The 16,211-nt window shown below is 67.4% G+C and carries 18 protein-coding genes and 1 riboswitch; of the genes, 16 read left to right on the top strand and 2 right to left on the bottom strand.

From position 1 onward, the window contains the following. The first annotated feature begins 134 nt into the window (after positions 1–134). The gene (locus TSO5_RS02790) at positions 135–779 is read left to right on the top strand and encodes a hypothetical protein (protein WP_109150136.1); all 645 of its coding nucleotides are present in this window, start codon (positions 135–137) and stop codon (positions 777–779) included. A 33-nt stretch (positions 780–812) separates the two neighbouring features. Here TSO5_RS02790 and TSO5_RS02785 read toward each other — a convergent pair whose 3' ends face one another. Then, positions 813–2,165, bottom strand: coding sequence for a pentapeptide repeat-containing protein (locus TSO5_RS02785; protein ID WP_109150171.1), 1,353 nt, complete (start codon positions 2,163–2,165; stop codon positions 813–815). A 333-nt stretch (positions 2,166–2,498) separates the two neighbouring features. Here TSO5_RS02785 and ffh point away from each other — a divergent pair, with 333 nt between their 5' ends. From ffh to thiC, 15 genes are all read left to right on the top strand, one after another. After that, positions 2,499–3,884, top strand: coding sequence for a signal recognition particle protein (gene ffh / locus TSO5_RS02780; protein WP_109075295.1), 1,386 nt, complete (start codon positions 2,499–2,501; stop codon positions 3,882–3,884). Between the two features lie 61 nt (positions 3,885–3,945). Further along, positions 3,946–4,302 (top strand): 30S ribosomal protein S16, encoded by a 357-nt coding sequence (gene rpsP / locus TSO5_RS02775; protein ID WP_063633821.1) that lies wholly within the window; start codon positions 3,946–3,948, stop codon positions 4,300–4,302. 42 nt (positions 4,303–4,344) lie between these two features. Then, a complete protein-coding gene (rimM, locus tag TSO5_RS02770; protein ID WP_109150135.1) occupies positions 4,345–4,926 on the top strand; it encodes a ribosome maturation factor RimM in 582 nt (193 codons plus the stop codon). After that, positions 4,923–5,732 carry a tRNA (guanosine(37)-N1)-methyltransferase TrmD gene (gene trmD / locus TSO5_RS02765; protein ID WP_109150134.1) on the top strand — a complete coding sequence of 270 codons (810 nt, stop codon included), beginning with the start codon at positions 4,923–4,925 and terminating at the stop codon, positions 5,730–5,732. The genes rimM and trmD overlap by 4 nt, the downstream gene beginning before the upstream one ends. Positions 5,733–5,773: 41 nt before the next feature. Then, a complete protein-coding gene (gene rplS, locus TSO5_RS02760) occupies positions 5,774–6,169 on the top strand; it encodes a 50S ribosomal protein L19 (RefSeq protein ID WP_109150133.1) in 396 nt (131 codons plus the stop codon). Positions 6,170–6,270: 101 nt separating this feature from the next. Next, on the top strand, positions 6,271–6,405 hold the full coding sequence (gene rpmH, locus TSO5_RS02755) for a 50S ribosomal protein L34 (RefSeq protein ID WP_098740538.1): 135 nt from the start codon (positions 6,271–6,273) through the stop codon (positions 6,403–6,405). Positions 6,406–6,413: 8 nt separating this feature from the next. Further along, positions 6,414–6,800, top strand: coding sequence for a ribonuclease P protein component (gene rnpA, locus TSO5_RS02750; RefSeq protein ID WP_109075298.1), 387 nt, complete (start codon positions 6,414–6,416; stop codon positions 6,798–6,800). Positions 6,801–6,815: 15 nt separating this feature from the next. Further along, positions 6,816–7,145, top strand: coding sequence for a membrane protein insertion efficiency factor YidD (yidD, locus tag TSO5_RS02745; protein ID WP_109150132.1), 330 nt, complete (start codon positions 6,816–6,818; stop codon positions 7,143–7,145). 55 nt (positions 7,146–7,200) lie between these two features. Continuing rightward, a complete protein-coding gene (yidC, locus tag TSO5_RS02740) occupies positions 7,201–8,943 on the top strand; it encodes a membrane protein insertase YidC (RefSeq protein WP_109150170.1) in 1,743 nt (580 codons plus the stop codon). Positions 8,944–9,054: 111 nt separating this feature from the next. After that, entirely contained in the window at positions 9,055–9,738 is a 684-nt protein-coding gene (yihA, locus tag TSO5_RS02735) for a ribosome biogenesis GTP-binding protein YihA/YsxC (protein WP_199230789.1), read from the top strand. A 12-nt stretch (positions 9,739–9,750) separates the two neighbouring features. Beyond that, positions 9,751–11,040, top strand: a complete 1,290-nt coding sequence (locus tag TSO5_RS02730; RefSeq protein WP_109150131.1) for a cation:proton antiporter — start codon at positions 9,751–9,753, stop codon at positions 11,038–11,040. An 82-nt stretch (positions 11,041–11,122) separates the two neighbouring features. Next, on the top strand, positions 11,123–12,022 hold the full coding sequence (gene argB, locus TSO5_RS02725) for an acetylglutamate kinase (RefSeq protein WP_109150130.1): 900 nt from the start codon (positions 11,123–11,125) through the stop codon (positions 12,020–12,022). 20 nt (positions 12,023–12,042) lie between these two features. Continuing rightward, on the top strand, positions 12,043–12,330 hold the full coding sequence (locus TSO5_RS02720; RefSeq protein WP_109150129.1) for a hypothetical protein: 288 nt from the start codon (positions 12,043–12,045) through the stop codon (positions 12,328–12,330). A gap of 38 nt (positions 12,331–12,368) precedes the next feature. Beyond that, positions 12,369–13,355: a CorA family divalent cation transporter gene (locus TSO5_RS02715; RefSeq protein ID WP_109150128.1), complete on the top strand. Its 987-nt coding sequence runs from the start codon at positions 12,369–12,371 to the stop codon at positions 13,353–13,355. Positions 13,356–13,431: 76 nt separating this feature from the next. Continuing rightward, positions 13,432–13,565: riboswitch (TPP riboswitch) on the top strand. Between the two features lie 119 nt (positions 13,566–13,684). Continuing rightward, on the top strand, positions 13,685–15,412 hold the full coding sequence (gene thiC, locus TSO5_RS02710) for a phosphomethylpyrimidine synthase ThiC (RefSeq protein WP_109150127.1): 1,728 nt from the start codon (positions 13,685–13,687) through the stop codon (positions 15,410–15,412). Positions 15,413–15,569: 157 nt separating this feature from the next. On the opposite strand, the gene greB is transcribed toward thiC, so the two are convergent. Then, entirely contained in the window at positions 15,570–16,121 is a 552-nt protein-coding gene (greB, locus tag TSO5_RS02705) for a transcription elongation factor GreB (protein WP_109150126.1), read from the bottom strand. Positions 16,122–16,211: the final 90 nt, after the last annotated feature.

The raw sequence follows: 16,211 nt of genomic DNA, 5'->3' as shown, positions 1-16,211 counted from the left end.
GCCCAGGTGCGATACTCCGTCCGGCTCAAATCCCTCTGCGCGAAATCCGTCTGGCCGCGTTCATACGCGTGATTGCGGCGATTCAAGAGTTTGCGTAGACTCGCGCCCGCTTCCACCAAGTGTTGGCGCCGACGATGACCGCACCGGAAGAGTCCAGTTCCTTGTCAGCCCCCGGCCGATCCGTGCCCTGCGGCGCGCGTTTTCGCACCGCGGTGCTGGAGCTTGCCGCCCTGCGCGGGGTCGGGGTGTCGGCGCTCGTGACGGCCGCCCTGCTGCTGGCGCCGGAGGGGGCAGCCGATCCCGGATTGCGCGACCCAGGCGGGGAAGCGCTGCTGGAGGTGGAGGGCGTGGAAGCCGGCGACGCCGCGATCCGCAGGGCGCTGGCCGCCGCCCTTGCGCTCGCCGATCCGGGCGCCCGCATCCTGCCGGGTGAAGATGTGCGCCGGCTGGAAGCCGCGGTGGAGACGCTCGGCTACCGCAACAAGACGCTGGCCCACGCGCTGCAACGCCTGTCCTTCCAGCCGCTCGACGGTCAGATCACCGAAGTGCGCGACGCGGCCCAGCTGTTCGGCTTCGTCAATGAATGGTGTTTCGACGAGGATCAGGTGCGGCGGCGTTTCCGCGAACTGGCGCCGGTCTATCACCCCGACACCGGCATCGTCGCCTGCCGCGAGCGGATGGGCCAGTTGATCGACGCCCGCAACCTGCTGGTCCACCATGTCCGCAGCGTCTACAGTTCCGGCGATTGGCTGGCGAAGCGGGGCGGGACCCCCGTCTGACCCGAATCCTGACCTGGATCCGGGGCGACCGCTTCAACTGGCCAGCCCGATCGCTTCCTCGACGATCGCCTGATCCATCGTGGCGCCGTCCAGCACGGCCCCGGTCAGGTCGGCGCCAGTCAGATCGGCTTCGCTGAGGTCGGCGCCGGTAAGGTCCGCCCCGGCCAGATTTGCCCCGGCGAGGTTGGCCTTGCGCAGGTCGGCCTTGCACAGCAGCGCCATGCCCAGCCGGGCGCGCTGCAGATTGGCGCGCCAGATGTGGCCGCTCATCGTCTGGATATGGACGGGGCCAAGCTGGGCGCCAGTCAGGTCGGCACCGGTCAGGGTGGCGCGCTCGAAATTCACGCCGCGCAGATCGGCCTTCGACAGGTTGGCCTTGCGCATGTCGGCCAACGACAGGTCGGCTATCGCCATCGCCGCCCCCGACAGGTTGGCGCCGCGCAGCGCGATGCATTGCAGGATCGCCGCCGACAGGTTGATGCCGTCCAGCTTGCGGCCCGACAGGTCCAGCGCCGACAGGTCGGCGCGCTTGCCGGCCTTGCCGCCGCTGTCGATCCAACTCAGATGCTCCATCAGCATCTCGCGCAGGTCGTCTTCCGGGTTCTCCAGCGTCTTGGCCAGCACCGCCGCCTGCAGGTTGGGCGAGCGCATCTGGGCGGCGTCGAGGATGGCGCCGATCATGGTCGCGCCGCTGAAGTTGGTGCGGTTGATGGCGCAGCCGGTCATCACCGCCCCCGACAAGCGGGCGCCCGACAGGTTGGCCTCCGTCAGGTCGGCGTCGGTCAGGTCGCAGCCGGTCAGGTTGGAGCCGGTCAGGTTGGCCCGCATGAACTTCGTGCCGCGCAGGATGGCGTCGGTCAGGTCGGTCTGCATGACGAAGGCGTTGGCGATCTTTGCCCGCGACAGGTCGGCGCCGCGGATGGTCGCCGCCGTCAGTTCCGACGTCAGGACCGAATCCTCATATTCCTGCGCGTACATCTCGCCGCTGGCGTCGTAATGCAGCAACGTGCCGTCGCGCAGGTCGACCTCCACCAGCGTCGCCTCGCTCAACACCGCGCCGCGCAGGCAGGCGCCGCGTAGGTCGGCCCGGCGCAGGTCGGCCTTCTCAAGGTTGGCGAGCCGCAGGTCGGCGGCATAGAGGTTGGCGTTGGAAAGATTGGCGCCGGTCAGCCGCGCGCTGAACAGCTTGGCGCCCGACAGATCGGCGTCGGACAGGTCGATGCCGGACAGGTCGAGATGCGACAGGTCCCGCATCTTCAGATTGGCGCGTACGCCGCCGGGCTGGCTCTTACGGAATGCCTGGTGCCGCAACAGGATCGCGTTGAGCTGGCTCTGGGTCAGCTTGGTGCGCGGACTGTTGGACCCGAAGCCCTGGGCGGACGACATCGCCGGCATACCTTCTCTATTTGGTAACCCATAATCCGAAAGAGTCGCCAAAATTTGGTTAAGAGTCTGCGGACTGTGACAAGGTTGCGACCGATAACCGCGCTCCCGCAAGGGCGACCTTCGGCGGGAGTCCGAGGACCGCTTGCAACGGTTGACTCGTGGTCCCGGCTTCTCTATGGTCCGCCGACCTGTCTTCCGCCAAGTCGATAGACCGGGTACCCCGGCCCCATGCCGGGTATCTCCGCCAGTCCGCGAGGTTCGCGCACTGGCGCTTTCGTGCTTGTGCGGGTGGCGGCTCTGACGCTGGACCCGGAACTGGGGAACGAGTAACGCATGTTCGAAGGCCTGACCGGACGCCTGGGCGACATCTTCGACAAGCTGCGCCGCCGTGGCGCGCTGACCGAGGAGGACGTCTCCGCAGCACTGCGCGAAGTTCGCGTGGCGATGCTGGAGGCCGACGTCGCGCTGCCCGTCGTCAAGCAGTTCGTCACCCAGGTGAAGGAACGCGCCGTCGGGCAGGAGGTGCTGAAGTCCGTCACTCCCGGCCAGCAGGTCATCAAGATCGTCCACGACAACCTCGTGGAGATGCTGGGCGAAGGCGCCGACATCAACCTGAACGCCGCCGCCCCGGTGCCGATCCTGATGGTCGGCCTGCAGGGCTCGGGCAAGACGACCAGCACCGCCAAGATCGCGCTCCGTCTGAAGACGAAGGAGCGCAAGAAGGTCCTGATGGCCTCGCTGGACGTCCGTCGTCCGGCCGCGCAGGAACAGCTGAAGGTTCTCGGCGAGCAGACCGGCGTCGCGACGCTGCCGATCGTGCCGGGCCAGGACCCGGTCGCCATTGCCAAACGCGCCATCGAGACCGGCCGTCTCGAAGGCTACGACGTCGTCATGCTCGACACCGCCGGCCGCCTCGCCATCGACGAGGAGCTGATGGCGGAGGTCGCGGCGGTCCGCGACGCGACCAAGCCGGCGGAAACGCTGCTGGTCGCCGACGCGATGACCGGCCAGGACGCCGTCACCGTCGCCACCAACTTCAACGACAAGGTCGGCATCACCGGCATCGTGCTGACCCGCATCGACGGCGACGCCCGTGGCGGTGCCGCCCTGTCGATGCGCCAGATCACCGGCAAGCCGATCAAGCTGCTGGGCGTCGGCGAAAAGATCGACGCGCTGGAGTCCTTCCACCCCGACCGCATCGCCGGCCGTATCCTCGGCATGGGCGACGTGGTGTCGCTGGTGGAGAAGGCCGTCGAGACCATCGACAAGGACGAGGCCGAAAAGCTCGCCCGCAAGATGGAGAAGGGCCAGGGCTTCGACCTCGACGACATGGCGATGCAGCTGAAGCAGCTCCGCAAGATGGGCGGCATGTCCGGCCTGATGGGGATGCTGCCGGGCATCGGCAAGATCAAGGACCAGCTGAAGGACGCCAACGTCGACGACGGGATGATCAAGCGCCAGGAGGCGATCATCTCCTCGATGACCAAGGCGGAGCGCAAGAACCCCGACATCATCAAGGCTTCGCGCCGCAAGCGCATCGCCGCCGGTTCCGGCACCTCGGTGCAGGAGGTCAACAAGCTGCTGAAGCAGTTCGAGACCATGCGCGGAATGATGAAGCAGGTGCAGAAGCTTGGAAAGAAGGGGATGCTGCGCGGCGGCCTCGGAAATCTGCTGCCGAAGGGACTCGGCGGCTTTGGCGGCAAGGGGCCTTTCGGCTGACCTGACCGCCTTACGAAATCACCTGATACCTGTTTGACTTGAGAAGAGAAAGTTTCGACCAATGGCTCTGAAGATTCGTCTGGCTCGCGGTGGTGCGAAGAAGCGTCCGTTCTACTCGATCGTCATCGCGGACGCCCGCAGCCCGCGTGACGGCCGCTTCATCGAGAAGATCGGCACCTACAACCCGATGCTGCCGCGCGAGCACGAGCAGCGCATCATCCTGAACGCCGAGCGCGCCAAGCATTGGCTGTCGGTCGGCGCCCAGCCGACGGACCGCGTGGTGCACTTCCTGGCCAATGCCGGCCTGGTCGAGAAGCCCGCCGTCCGCGAGACCCCGAAGAAGTCGGCTCCGAAGGCCAAGGCGCAGGAGCGTCTGAAGGCCGAGGCCGCCGCTGCCGCCGCCGCGGCTGAAGGCTGAGTTCAGGGTTGAGGTCGTGACGACGTGCCGGGTGCTCCTTCGATGACCGCCAAAATCTGTGTCGGCCAGTTCGCGGGATCGCACGGCGTGCGGGGGCTGGTGAAGCTGCGCAGCTTCACCGCCGAACCCGCCGACATCATGACCTATGGCCCGCTGTCGGACGAAGCCGGCGCCCGCCGCTTCACGGTGACGCTCCAGGGCATGGTCAAGGACAACTTCCTGGCCAAGGTCGACGGGGTGACCAGCCGCGAACAGGCGCAGGCGCTGGCCGGTGTGCGGCTCTATGTGGACCGCGGCGCCCTGCCGGCGACGGAGGACGAGGACGAGTTCTACCATGCCGACCTGATCGGCCTGCGTGCGGAACTCGCCGACGGAACCGTCTACGGCACGGTAAAGGCGATCTACGATTTCGGAGCCGGCGACGTGCTCGAAGTCCGAACCGCCGGCGGGCCGCTGGAGATGCTTCCCTTCTCCAAGGCCTGCGTGCCGGTGGTCGATGTCCGGGGCGGTCGCATCGTCGTCGATCTTCCGGCCGTGATCGAAGCCCGCGAGGGTTCCGATGACGAGGCGGAGGAGGGCGAGGGGGAAGAGGGCGGAGACCAGCGCGGGGAGGAGGGACCGTGAATCACGGCGCCGACGGTCCGCGGGTCTGGACGGCCAAGGTTCTGACGCTGTTCCCGGAAATGTTTCCGGGGCCGCTCGGCCACTCGCTGGCCGGCAAGGCGTTGGAAAATGGAGTCTGGGCACTGGAATCGGTGGACATTCGCTCGTTCGCGCGCGATAAACACCGCTCCGTCGACGACACCCCCTTCGGCGGAGGGGCCGGCATGGTCATGCGGCCCGACGTGCTGGACGCGGCTTTGACCGCGACGGCGGGACCTGTGGGGGCACCGGGACGCGGCCGGGCGATCTATCTGTCGCCTCGCGGACGGGTGCTGAACCAGGAACTGGTCAAGGAGCTGGCCGCCACCCCGGTGGTGACGCTGCTCTGCGGCCGGTACGAAGGGGTGGACCAGCGGGTCCTCGATGCGCACGGCCTCGAAGAGGTCAGCCTCGGGGATTTCGTGCTGTCCGGCGGGGAACTCGCCGCGCTCAGCCTGATGGATGCCGTGGTGCGCTTGCTCCCCGGCGTCATGGGCAACGTGGAGACGGCGGGCGAAGAGAGTTTCGAACGGGGGTTGCTCGAATACCCCCACTACACCCGGCCAGCGGTCTGGACCGACGGGCAGGGTGTGGAACGCGCGGTGCCGGAGGTTCTGCTGTCCGGTCACCACGGAAAGGTCAAGGCCTGGCGGCTGGCCGAGGCGGAGAAGATCACGGAGGCCCGACGGCCGGACCTGTGGTCGCTCTACCAGGCGAGCCGTCCGGCAGAAACTGTTACGAACAAGGGTCGGCGGCAGGCTCGCCGGCGCGACCCGAAACCGGAGTGACGGTCCGCCGCGAGGCGCGCCGATAGAAAAGGGGTAGTGCTATGAACCTGTTGCAGCAGCTCGAGCAGGAGCAGATCGAGAAGGCCCTCGGTGGCAAGACGATCCCGGAGTTCTCCTCGGGCGATACCGTCCGCGTGAACGTGAAGGTCGTCGAAGGCACGCGCGAGCGTGTCCAGGCCTATGAGGGCGTCGTGATCGCCCGCAAGAACGCTGGCGTGAACAGCTCCTTCACCGTCCGCAAGATCAGCTATGGCGAGGGCGTGGAGCGCGTGTTCCCGCTGTACTCCCCGCGCATCGACTCGATCGAGCTGGTCCGCAAGGGCGCCGTCCGCCGCGCCAAGCTGTACTACCTGCGCGATCTGCGCGGCAAGGCCGCCCGCATCGCCGAGCGCACCACCGGCCGCGGCATGGTCAACGGCCGCCGGGCTGCCGAGTAAGGCGCCTACCGGTTCGTTTCAGGTTCATAGGTTCGGCGCCCGGCCATCCGGCTGGGCGTCTTCTTCCCGTCACCATCAGCAAAGCTTAAGGAGTAGGCGCCATGAAGCGCACGTTCCAGCCGTCCAAAATCGTGCGTAAGCGTCGCCACGGCTTCCGCCACCGCATGTCGACCGTCGGCGGCCGCAAGGTCATCGCCCGTCGCCGCGCCCGCGGCCGCAAGGTCCTGAGCGCCTGATCCCCGCGATGGCGGCGCCGGACCACGAGGTCGGGCGCCTGATGCGGCGGCCGGAATTTCTGGCCGTGGCCGGGACACGGCGCAAGCATGTGGCTCCCGGCCTGATCCTCCAGGTGCGCCGGCACGACGACAAGCAGCGGCCCGCCGACGGCGGTCCGCCGATCCGTTTCGGTTTGACGGCGAGCCGCAAGGTCGGCAACGCGGTGGTGCGCAATCGCGCCCGCCGCCGTTTGCGTGAGGCCGCACGGCAGATTTTGACCGTTCATGCGGCGCCCGGCCACGACTTCGTCCTGGTCGCCCGCGGCGGCACGGCCGAGCGGCCGTGGACTGACCTGCTCGGCGACCTGACCGCCGGGCTGAAGCGTCTCGGCCTGTGGCGCGAGGCGGAAGGGTAGGAGGCCCGCGACGTCATGTTTCGCATCGCCGGCCTCAGCCCGCTCGCGCACCTGCTCCGCGCGCTTGTTTATCTCTATCGCTGGACCTTGTCGCCCTTCGTGGGCTGGCATTGCCGTTTCCAGCCGACCTGCTCCTGCTACGCCATCGAATCGCTGGAAAAGCATGGGGCCATCCGGGGGGGATGGCTGACCGTGCGCCGGCTCGGGCGTTGTCATCCCTGGGGCGGGTCGGGATGGGATCCCGTGCCCGATCCCGCTCCGCAGGGGGCGCCCAAGGCGTCCCATCGCTGTGGTCTGCGGGAAAAAGGGCATGCGGCGGTTGCCCAGCCCGGCGAAAACCCGTAACAAGGCCGCGCACACGCCGCCCTTCTTCCAAAGGCCCCACGGCAACCGGGACGCCATGACCGACCAACGCAACCTCATCATCGCGATTGCCCTGTCGATCGCCATCCTGCTGGGCTTCCAGTATTTCTACGAAAAGCCGCGGGTGGAGCAGCAGAAGCAACTCGCCGCCCAGCAGGCCGCCCAGACGGAGCAGTCGGTGCCGGTGCCGGCCCCCGGCGTGCCCGCCCAGCAGCCCCCAGGCACGGCCTCCGTTGGCACGGCAGAGGTCGCGAAGGAGCGCCCCGAGCTGCTCGCCGAGCAGCTGGCGGCCGGCACCCGCGTGAAGATCGACACGCCGGCCCTGCACGGGTCCGTCAACCTCGTCGGCGGCCGCATCGACGACCTGACGCTGGCGCAGTACCACGAGACGCCGGACCCGAAGAGCCCGGAGATCGTGCTGCTGGCCCCGGCCGGCACGCCCGCCGCCTATTATGCCGAGTTCGGCTGGGTGCCGCAGGGCGCCGGCATCGCCACCCCGACCGCGACCACCCGCTGGACCGCCGACGGCACCGCGCTGACCCCGGACAAGCCGCTGACCCTGACCTGGGACAACGGCCAGGGGCTGGTGTTCGAGCGCAAGATCGCCGTCGACCCGGACTTCATGTTCACGGTGACGCAGTCGGTCCGCAACACCGGCGCCAACCCGGTTACGTTGCTGCCCTACAGCCTGGTGTCGCGCACCGGCACGCCGCACACGTCGGGCTATTACATCCTGCATGAAGGCCCGCTCGGTGTCTTCAACGGCTCGCTGACCGAAGAGAAGTACGACGACGTCCGCAAGGCCGGCTCGATCGCCAAGGACACCACCGGCGGCTGGATCGGCATCACCGACAAGTACTGGCTGGTGTCGCTGGTGCCCGACCCGAACGAGAAGGTCACCGCGCGCTTCCTTTACAACCAGGTCGCCAACTTCGACCGCTACCAGACCGACACCATGGGTGCGCCGGTCACGGTGGCGCCGGGTGCCTCGGTCGAGAACACCGGTCGCCTGTTCGCCGGCGCCAAGCAGGTGAAGCTGCTGGACAGCTACTCCGAGAAGCTGAACATCAAGAACTTCGACCTCGCGATCGATTTCGGCTGGTTCTACTTCCTGACCAAGCCGTTCTTTTACGCGCTGGACTTCCTGGGCCGTGTCATCGGCAACTTCGGCATCGCCATCCTGGTGCTGACCGTCTGCGTCAAGGCCGTCTTCTTCCCGCTCGCCAACAAGTCCTATCAGGCGATGAGCAAGATGAAGGCCCTGCAGCCCAAGATGCAGGAGTTGCGCGAGAAGTTTAGCGACGATCAGGCGCGCATGAACCAGGAGTTGATGGCGCTGTACAAGCGCGAGAAGGTCTCCCCGGTGTCCGGCTGCCTGCCGATCCTGATCCAGATCCCGGTGTTCTTCTCGCTCTACAAGGTGCTGTTCGTGACCATCGAAATGCGGCATGCGCCGTTCTTCGGCTGGATCCACGACCTGTCCTCGCCCGATCCGACGAACCTGTTCACCCTGTTCGGTATGATTCCCTGGGATCCGCCGCACCTGCTGCATCTCGGCCTGTGGCCGCTGATCATGGGCGTGACCATGTGGTTCCAGCAGAAGATGAACCCGGCCCCGCCGGACCCGGTCCAGCAGAAGGTGTTCCAGTTCCTGCCCATCGTCTTCACCTTCATGCTCGCCGGCTTCCCGGCCGGTCTGGTGATCTACTGGGCCTGGAACAACTCGCTGTCGGTCCTGCAGCAGTGGACCATCATGAAGCGCATGGGCGTGAAGGCCTGATCAACCTGATCCGACCGCTGCCCAGTTTCTGAGACCTGCCGCCGGCAAAGACCCTTGACGGGCCTTTGCCGGCGGTATGTTTTTTAGCCGATCCCAACGAGAGCGCCCGCCATGACCACCCCCGACACGCCGACCCCCGACACCCCCAGCATCGTTTCCGGCTTCGACGAGGCCGCGCTGGAGGCCGGGCGGCTGCTGTTCGCCAAGGAGTGCGACTTCGTCTGGGGCGCCAACGCGCTGAATCAGCTGCCGGAGGCCGACCTGCCGGAGGTCGCCTTCGCCGGACGGTCGAATGTTGGCAAGTCGAGCCTCGTCAACGCGCTGACCGGGCGCAAGACGCTGGCCCGCACCTCCAACACGCCGGGCCGCACGCAGCAGCTCAACTTCTTCAACCTCGGCGACCGGCTGAAGCTGGTGGACATGCCCGGCTACGGCTATGCCAAGGAATCGAAGGAGAAGGTGGAGGCGTGGAACGACATGGTCCGCCGGTTCCTGCGCGGCCGCGTCACCTTGCGCCGGGCGCTGGTGCTGATCGATTCGCGTCATGGGCTGAAGCCCAACGACCATGAGATCATGGAGATGCTGGACCGCACGGCGGTGCCCTACGTCGTCGTGCTGACCAAGGCGGACAAGGTGAAGGCCGCGGATCTGGACAGGATCCGCCGCGACACCCAGGCGGGGCTGAAGAAGCACCCGGCAGCCTTCCCCGACATCCATGTCACCAGTTCGGAGAAGGGCACCGGCATCGCCGAGCTGCGCGCCAGCCTCGCGGCACTCGCCCTGGCCGCCGAATAAGGGCCGGCGGCGGTGGGTGGCATTTCCCCCGCGCTGCTGTTCCTGATGCAGGCCCTGCTGCTGATCGCCGGGCCGTTTCTGCTGTGGCGGCTCGGCGGCGGGCGCCACATCGCCCCGATGGTGGTCATCCAGATCCTGTTCGGGGTGGCGCTGGGGCCGTCGTTGCTCGGCCGGCTGGTGCCGGATTTGTGGGGCGTTCTGTTCGCGCCGACGGCACTGGCGCCGCTGTCCGGTCTGGCCCTGATGGCCGTCGTTTTCTTTGCCTTCCTGACCGGCCTGCATCTCGATCCCGCCGAGTTCCGTGGGCGGGGAGGGGCCTTCGCCACCGTGGCGCTGTCCAGCATGCTGGTGCCGACCCTGTTGGGTGGCGCCTTGGGCTGGTGGCTGGCCGGCGCCTTTCCCGGCATGACCGGACCGCATGCGACCCCCGGCCTGTTCGCCGCCGGCTTCGGCATCTGCGTCGGCGTCACCGCCCTGCCGGTGCTGGGGGCCATCCTGCGCGAGATGGATTTGCTCGGCGACCGGGTCGGGCGTCTGGCGCTGGGCTATGCCGCGGTGAACGACGCGCTGCTTTGGCTGCTGATCACCGCGGTTCTGGCATGGTCCACGGCCGATGGCGGCGGCGATCCCTGGGCTGTCGCGAAAGTCGGGCTGCTCGGCTTCGCCTATGTCGGGGCGACGGTCCTGGTCGTGCGCCCGCTGCTCGACCGACTGCTGGAGCGGGTGGCGCCGGATGGGCGGATGGGCGACACCGCGGTGGTGGTGACCTGTGCGGCGCTTCTGGCCTCGGCTGCGATGACCGAATTGATCGGACTGCATTACATCCTGGGCGCCTTCATCGCAGGCAGCGCCATGCCACGCCGCTACGCCGCCGCCATCCTCGACCGGCTGGAGCATTTCTCGACGCTGATCCTGCTGCCCTTCTTCTTCACGCTGACCGGGCTGAAGGTGAATTTGACGCTGGACGACCCGGCGCAATGGACGGTGTTTGCGCTCGCCAGCCTTGCCACGTTCGCCGGCAAGATGGCCGGTACCACGCTGCCCGCCCGCTGGACCGGCGAGTCCTGGCCGGACGCGCTCAGGCTCGGCACGCTGATGCCGTGCAAGGGGCTGATGGAGGTGATCGTGCTGACCGTTCTCTTGGAGGCCGGCGTGCTGTCCGGTCCCTGTTTCTCGGCGATGGTGCTGATGGCGGTGGCGGTCACCGCGCTGACGCAGCCGATGACGCGGCTGGCCGGATTGTGGCGTCCGGCCGGCGGTACGGCGGCGGCGACCGCGGGAGGCAGGCGTGGGGGTATGTGACCGTTAAATTGCCCCCTAGGCAACCGGCCGGCCTTTCCGTTAAAGAGACCCAACACTCCATCCCGACAAAGGGCATCCTCCCGTGCAGACTCCCACCCGTGACGAGTGGCTCGCCAAGGCCCGTACCCTGTCCGAAGCGCTGCCTTACATGCGCCGTTATGCCGGGAGCACCTTCGTCATCAAGTACGGCGGCCACGCCATGGGCGACGCCGGTCTGGCGGAGCTGTTCGCGCGCGATATCGTGCTGCTGAAGCAGGTCGGCATCAACCCGGTGGTCGTCCACGGCGGTGGGCCGCAGATCGGCCAGATGCTGGAGCGCCTGAAGATCAAGTCCAGCTTCATCGACGGCCTGCGCGTCACCGACAAGGAGACGGTCGAGGTGGTCGAGATGGTGCTGGCCGGCTCCATCAACAAGCAGATCGTCGCCGCCATCAACAGCGCCGGCGGCCGCGCCGTCGGCCTGTCGGGCAAGGACAGCAACCTGATCACCGCCCGCCGGCTGGAGCGTGTCCAGCGCGACCCCGACAGCAACATCGAGCGGGTGCTGGACCTGGGCTTCGTCGGTGAGCCCTACAAGGTGAATCCGGAGATCCTGCAGGCCCTCGCCAAGTCGGACGTCATCCCGGTGATCGCGCCGGTCGGCTTCGACGTGAACGGCGACACCTACAACATCAACGCCGACACGGCGGCCGGTGCGGTTGCAGCGGCGGTGAAGGCGGCGCGCTTCTTCCTGCTGACCGACGTCGCCGGTGTGCTCGACAAGGAAAAGAAGCTGATCGAGAAGATGTCGCTGGCGGATGCGCACAAGGCCATCGCCGACGGCACCGCCTCGGGCGGCATGATCCCGAAGATCGAGACCTGCATCGGCGCGGTGGAGCAGGGCGTCGACGCAGCTGTTATCCTGGATGGCCGCGTGCCGCATGCGCTGCTGCTCGAGATCTTCACCGAAGGCGGCGCCGGCACCCTGATCGGTAAGGCCTGACGCCGGAATATGGGGGACTGATGTCCGACCTGCGCAAGGATTTGCTCCGCCAGATGAAGGCCATCCGCGAGAAGATGGACCCGAAGCTGGTGGAGCGCGCCAGGCTGGCGGCGTTGGGCAAGGTTCCCTACGACAGTGACGCGGCGAAGGAGGCGGTCGGCCATTTCCTCGACGCCAAGCGGGACGGCGGCGCCTTCCGGCGCAAGCTGGAACAGGCGCTGAAGGCCGAGGGCGCGGCGCTGGACCTCGATGACGGGGACAAGGCGCCGCCGCCCGCGAAGCCGAGGCGCGGCGGCCGGGTGACGTAACGCCGCGTGCCGACGCGAACCACGCAAGGAGCACAGCCTTGCTGCATGTCTTCGTCAATGACGGCGGTCTGCTGCGCTGGGTCAGGGAGGCGGCATCGGACGAGGCGGCGCCGTTGCCCGACTCCGCCGTGTGGCTCGACCTCATCAATCCGACGTCCGAAGAGTTGGCACGGGCGGAGGCGCTGATCGGAACGGGCCTGCCCACCCGCGAGCAGATGGCGGAGATCGAGGAGTCGAGCCGTCTGCGCGTGACCGGCGGCACCTTGACCATGACCGTCACCGCGCTGGTCTGGGCCGACACCGACGAGCCGCGCATCGCCACCGTCAGCTTCGTGCTGGCCGGGCGGCGGCTGGTGACCATCCACGACATCGATCCGCAGGCGCTGCTTGCCTTCCGCCGCCGCGCCACCCATGGCGAGATCTCGGCCGCCCGTGGCGAATTGGTGCTGGCGGCGTTGGTGGATGGGATGATCGACCGCACCTCCGTCGTGTTGCGACGGACCGGGGTGGAGTTGGATGCGCTGAACCGCCGCTATTTCCGTGGGCGCAAGCTGCGGTCCCGTGGCGAGACGCTCGATGATGCCCAGACGCTGAAGCGCATCGGCCATGCCGGCCATCTGATCGGTAAGGCGCGGGTCAGTCTGGCCAGCCTTACCCGTATGACCGATTTCCTGGCGCGCGGCGACGGCTGGAATTCCGGCAAGGCGACGCGGCGCTGGGCCAAGACCACGCTGCAGGACCTGCGCGGGCTCGACCAGTATGCCAATTTCCTCGCCGGCAAGGTCGCTTTGGCGCTGGATACGGCGCTGGGCCAGATCAACGTCGAGCAGAACGAGATCGTCAAGATCGTGTCGGTGCTGACCGTTCTGCTCTATCCGCCGACCCTGGTCGCCAGCATCGGCGGCATGAACTTCACCGACATGCCCGGAAGCGGCTCGCCCTTCGGCTATGCCAGCGCCCTGGGGCTGATGTTGTTGTCGGCTTTGCTGCCGATGGTCTATGTGCGGTCGAAACGCTGGATGTAGCGCGTTTCCACAATATGGCAGGCGGATCGTCCGCGGCGCTTTCCTTTTGACAGGCGCGTCCGTCGTCGGCAGGATGGGCGCATTCCAGGGGGGTCCCGACAGGGGGCTGAGATACCAACGGCCGGACGGCGCCAAGCGTCGCCGGCAGCGTGGTGACCCTTCGAACCTGATCCGGGTCATACCGGCGAAGGGAGGGACCTCGTGACGGGCCGACCACGCCCCCGTCCGGCCGTATCGGCTCCGCTATGCCGGGGAACGGCCTGCACGAAGATACCGCACCTCCGTCCGCAGTCCCGGGTTTGTCCGCCCAACTCCGACGGAGAAACCCAATGCCCAAGGACTTCAACGAGAACGCCATCCGCATCTCGACCGGCCCGCTGCCGTCGTCGCGGAAAATCCATGTGCCCGGCACGCGCTTTCCCGACCTGCGCGTCGCCCTGCGCGAGATCGCGCTGTCGGGCGGCGAGCCGCCGCTGACCGTCTATGACGCTTCCGGCCCCTACACCGACGAGTCGGTCGCCATCGACGTGCGGGCCGGGCTGGCTAAGCACCGCCGCGACTGGATCCTGGCGCGTGGCGATGTCGAGACCACCGACAGCGGCGTGCTGCGGGCCAAGGGCGGCGGGGCCGTGACCCAGATGGCCTACGCCCGCGCCGGCATCGTCACTGCGGAGATGGAATACATCGCCGTCCGCGAGAACCTCGGCCGCGCCGCCGCGCTGGAGGCCGCGCGCGACGGCGAGGATTTCGGTGCCGAGATCCCCGACTTCATCACCCCGGAATTCGTCCGTGACGAGGTGGCGCGCGGGCGGGCGATCATCCCGTCCAACGTCAACCACCCCGAGTCGGAGCCGATGATCATCGGCCGCAACTTCCTGACCAAGATCAACGCCAACATCGGCAATTCCGCCGTGACCTCCTCGATCGAGGAGGAGGTTGAGAAGATGGTCTGGTCGATCCGCTGGGGCGCCGACACCGTGATGGACCTGTCCACCGGCGCCGACATCCACCAGACCCGCGAGTGGATCCTGCGGAATTCCCCGGTTCCCATCGGCACCGTGCCGATCTATCAGGCGCTGGAGAAGGTGAATGGCAAGGCCGAGGATCTGACCTGGGAGCTGTTCCGCGACACGCTGATCGAACAGGCGGAGCAGGGCGTCGATTACTTCACCATTCATGCCGGTCTGCGGCTGGCCCACATCCCGCTGACCGCCAAGCGGGTGACCGGCATCGTCTCGCGCGGCGGGTCGATCATCGCCAAATGGTGCCTGGCGCATCACCGCGAGAATTTCCTCTACGACCATTTCGCCGACATCGTCGAGATCTGCCGGACCTATGACGTGGCGCTGTCGATGGGCGACGGTCTGCGGCCGGGCAGCCAGGCCGACGCCAACGACGCCGCCCAATTCGCCGAATTGGAGACTCTGGGCGAGCTGACCAAGATCGCCTGGGCGCGCGACGTGCAGGTGATGATCGAGGGGCCGGGCCACGTGCCGATGCACAAGATCAAGCACAATGTGGAGAAGCAGATCGCACTGTGCGGCGAGGCGCCCTTCTACACGCTCGGGCCGTTGGTGACCGACATCGCGCCGGGTTACGACCACATCACCAGCGCCATCGGCGCGGCAATGATCGGCTGGTTCGGCACGGCGATGCTCTGCTACGTCACGCCGAAGGAGCATCTGGGCCTGCCGGACCGCGACGACGTGAAGGCCGGCGTCATCGCCTACAAGATCGCCGCCCATGCCGCCGACCTCGCCAAGGGCCACCCGGCGGCGCGGCTGCGTGACGACGCCATGTCGCGCGCCCGCTTCTCCTTCCGCTGGCGCGACCAGTTCGCCCTGTCGCTCGACCCCGACACGGCGATGGCCTACCACGACGAGACCCTGCCGGCGGAGGGCGCCAAGACCGCGCATTTCTGTTCGATGTGCGGGCCGAAATTCTGTTCGATGAAGATCACGCAGGAAATCCGCGACGCCGCGGAGTCCGGCATGGCCGAGATGTCGCAGAAGTTCCGCGAGTCGGGCGGGGAAATCTACCAGCCGGCGGCGGAGTGAGGGTTCGGCGTTGATGCCCCCTCCCTAACCCTCCCCCGCCTTTGGCGGGAGAGGGAACTCCGCCGCTTCGGCGGATCGGCAACGCTGGCAAGCGTCCTACCCCCTCTCCCGCGATAGCGGGGGAGGGTGGGGAGGGGGCATCCGTCATAGCTACTCCTCACCCCGCGTACCTGATCTCCAACACCTCCACCTGCTCCATCCCCGCCGGGGTACGGACGTCGACCAGATCACCCTCCCGCGCTTTCAGCAGGGCGCGGGCGATGGGGGAGATCCAGCTGACATGGCCGCGGTCGGGGTCGACCTCGTCGGCGCCGACGATGGTGATGGTGTTCTCCGACCCATCCTCGCGGGCATAGGTGACGGTGGCGCCGAAGAAGATCTGTTCGCGGTTCTTCTGGTCCTGCGGATTGACCACCACCGCCGATTCCAGCCGCTTGTTCAGGAAGCGGATGCGGCGGTCGATCTCGCGCAGGCGCTTCTTGCCATAGAGATAATCGCCATTCTCAGACCGGTCGCCGTTGCCGGCGGCCCAGGACACCACCTCCACCACCTTCGGCCGCTCCACCCGCAGCAGGTGGCGCAACTCCTCCTGCATGCGCTGGAAGCCCGGCGGAGTCATGTAGTTCTTGAAGCCTTGCGGCAGCGGTGCCGGATCGTCGAGATCGTCGTCGTCAGGCGTGTCGTTCTCGCGGGTGAAGGCCTTGCTCATGGTCCGACCTGTCCTGTGGCAGGGGTGATAACGTCCGGGAAAAGGAAAAGGCGCCTTGCGGCGCCTTTTCCCGTTCCAGAGGTCCCGGTT

This window comes from Azospirillum sp. TSO5 (genome assembly GCF_003116065.1).
Classification (GTDB): domain Bacteria; phylum Pseudomonadota; class Alphaproteobacteria; order Azospirillales; family Azospirillaceae; genus Azospirillum.
The sequence above is the reverse complement of the archived record's forward strand: the minus strand, read 5'-3'. Positions and strand labels throughout refer to the sequence as shown.

Bases quoted from the DNA above. Each gene is read 5' to 3' on its own strand.
- thiC (WP_109150127.1), top strand. From the start codon at position 13,685: ATGCCCAAGGACTTCAACGAGAACGCCATCCGCATCTCGACCGGCCCG.
- rimM (WP_109150135.1), top strand. From the start codon at position 4,345: ATGACCGCCAAAATCTGTGTCGGCCAGTTCGCGGGATCGCACGGCGTG.
- rpsP (WP_063633821.1), top strand. From the start codon at position 3,946: ATGGCTCTGAAGATTCGTCTGGCTCGCGGTGGTGCGAAGAAGCGTCCG.
- yihA (WP_199230789.1), top strand. From the start codon at position 9,055: ATGACCACCCCCGACACGCCGACCCCCGACACCCCCAGCATCGTTTCC.
- ffh (WP_109075295.1), top strand. From the start codon at position 2,499: ATGTTCGAAGGCCTGACCGGACGCCTGGGCGACATCTTCGACAAGCTG.
- rnpA (WP_109075298.1), top strand. From the start codon at position 6,414: ATGGCGGCGCCGGACCACGAGGTCGGGCGCCTGATGCGGCGGCCGGAA.
- yidC (WP_109150170.1), top strand. From the start codon at position 7,201: ATGACCGACCAACGCAACCTCATCATCGCGATTGCCCTGTCGATCGCC.
- rplS (WP_109150133.1), top strand. From the start codon at position 5,774: ATGAACCTGTTGCAGCAGCTCGAGCAGGAGCAGATCGAGAAGGCCCTC.
- yidD (WP_109150132.1), top strand. From the start codon at position 6,816: ATGTTTCGCATCGCCGGCCTCAGCCCGCTCGCGCACCTGCTCCGCGCG.
- TSO5_RS02790 (WP_109150136.1), top strand. From the start codon at position 135: ATGACCGCACCGGAAGAGTCCAGTTCCTTGTCAGCCCCCGGCCGATCC.
- greB (WP_109150126.1), bottom strand. From the start codon at position 16,121: ATGAGCAAGGCCTTCACCCGCGAGAACGACACGCCTGACGACGACGAT.
- TSO5_RS02720 (WP_109150129.1), top strand. From the start codon at position 12,043: ATGTCCGACCTGCGCAAGGATTTGCTCCGCCAGATGAAGGCCATCCGC.
- TSO5_RS02785 (WP_109150171.1), bottom strand. From the start codon at position 2,165: ATGTCGTCCGCCCAGGGCTTCGGGTCCAACAGTCCGCGCACCAAGCTG.
- rpmH (WP_098740538.1), top strand. From the start codon at position 6,271: ATGAAGCGCACGTTCCAGCCGTCCAAAATCGTGCGTAAGCGTCGCCAC.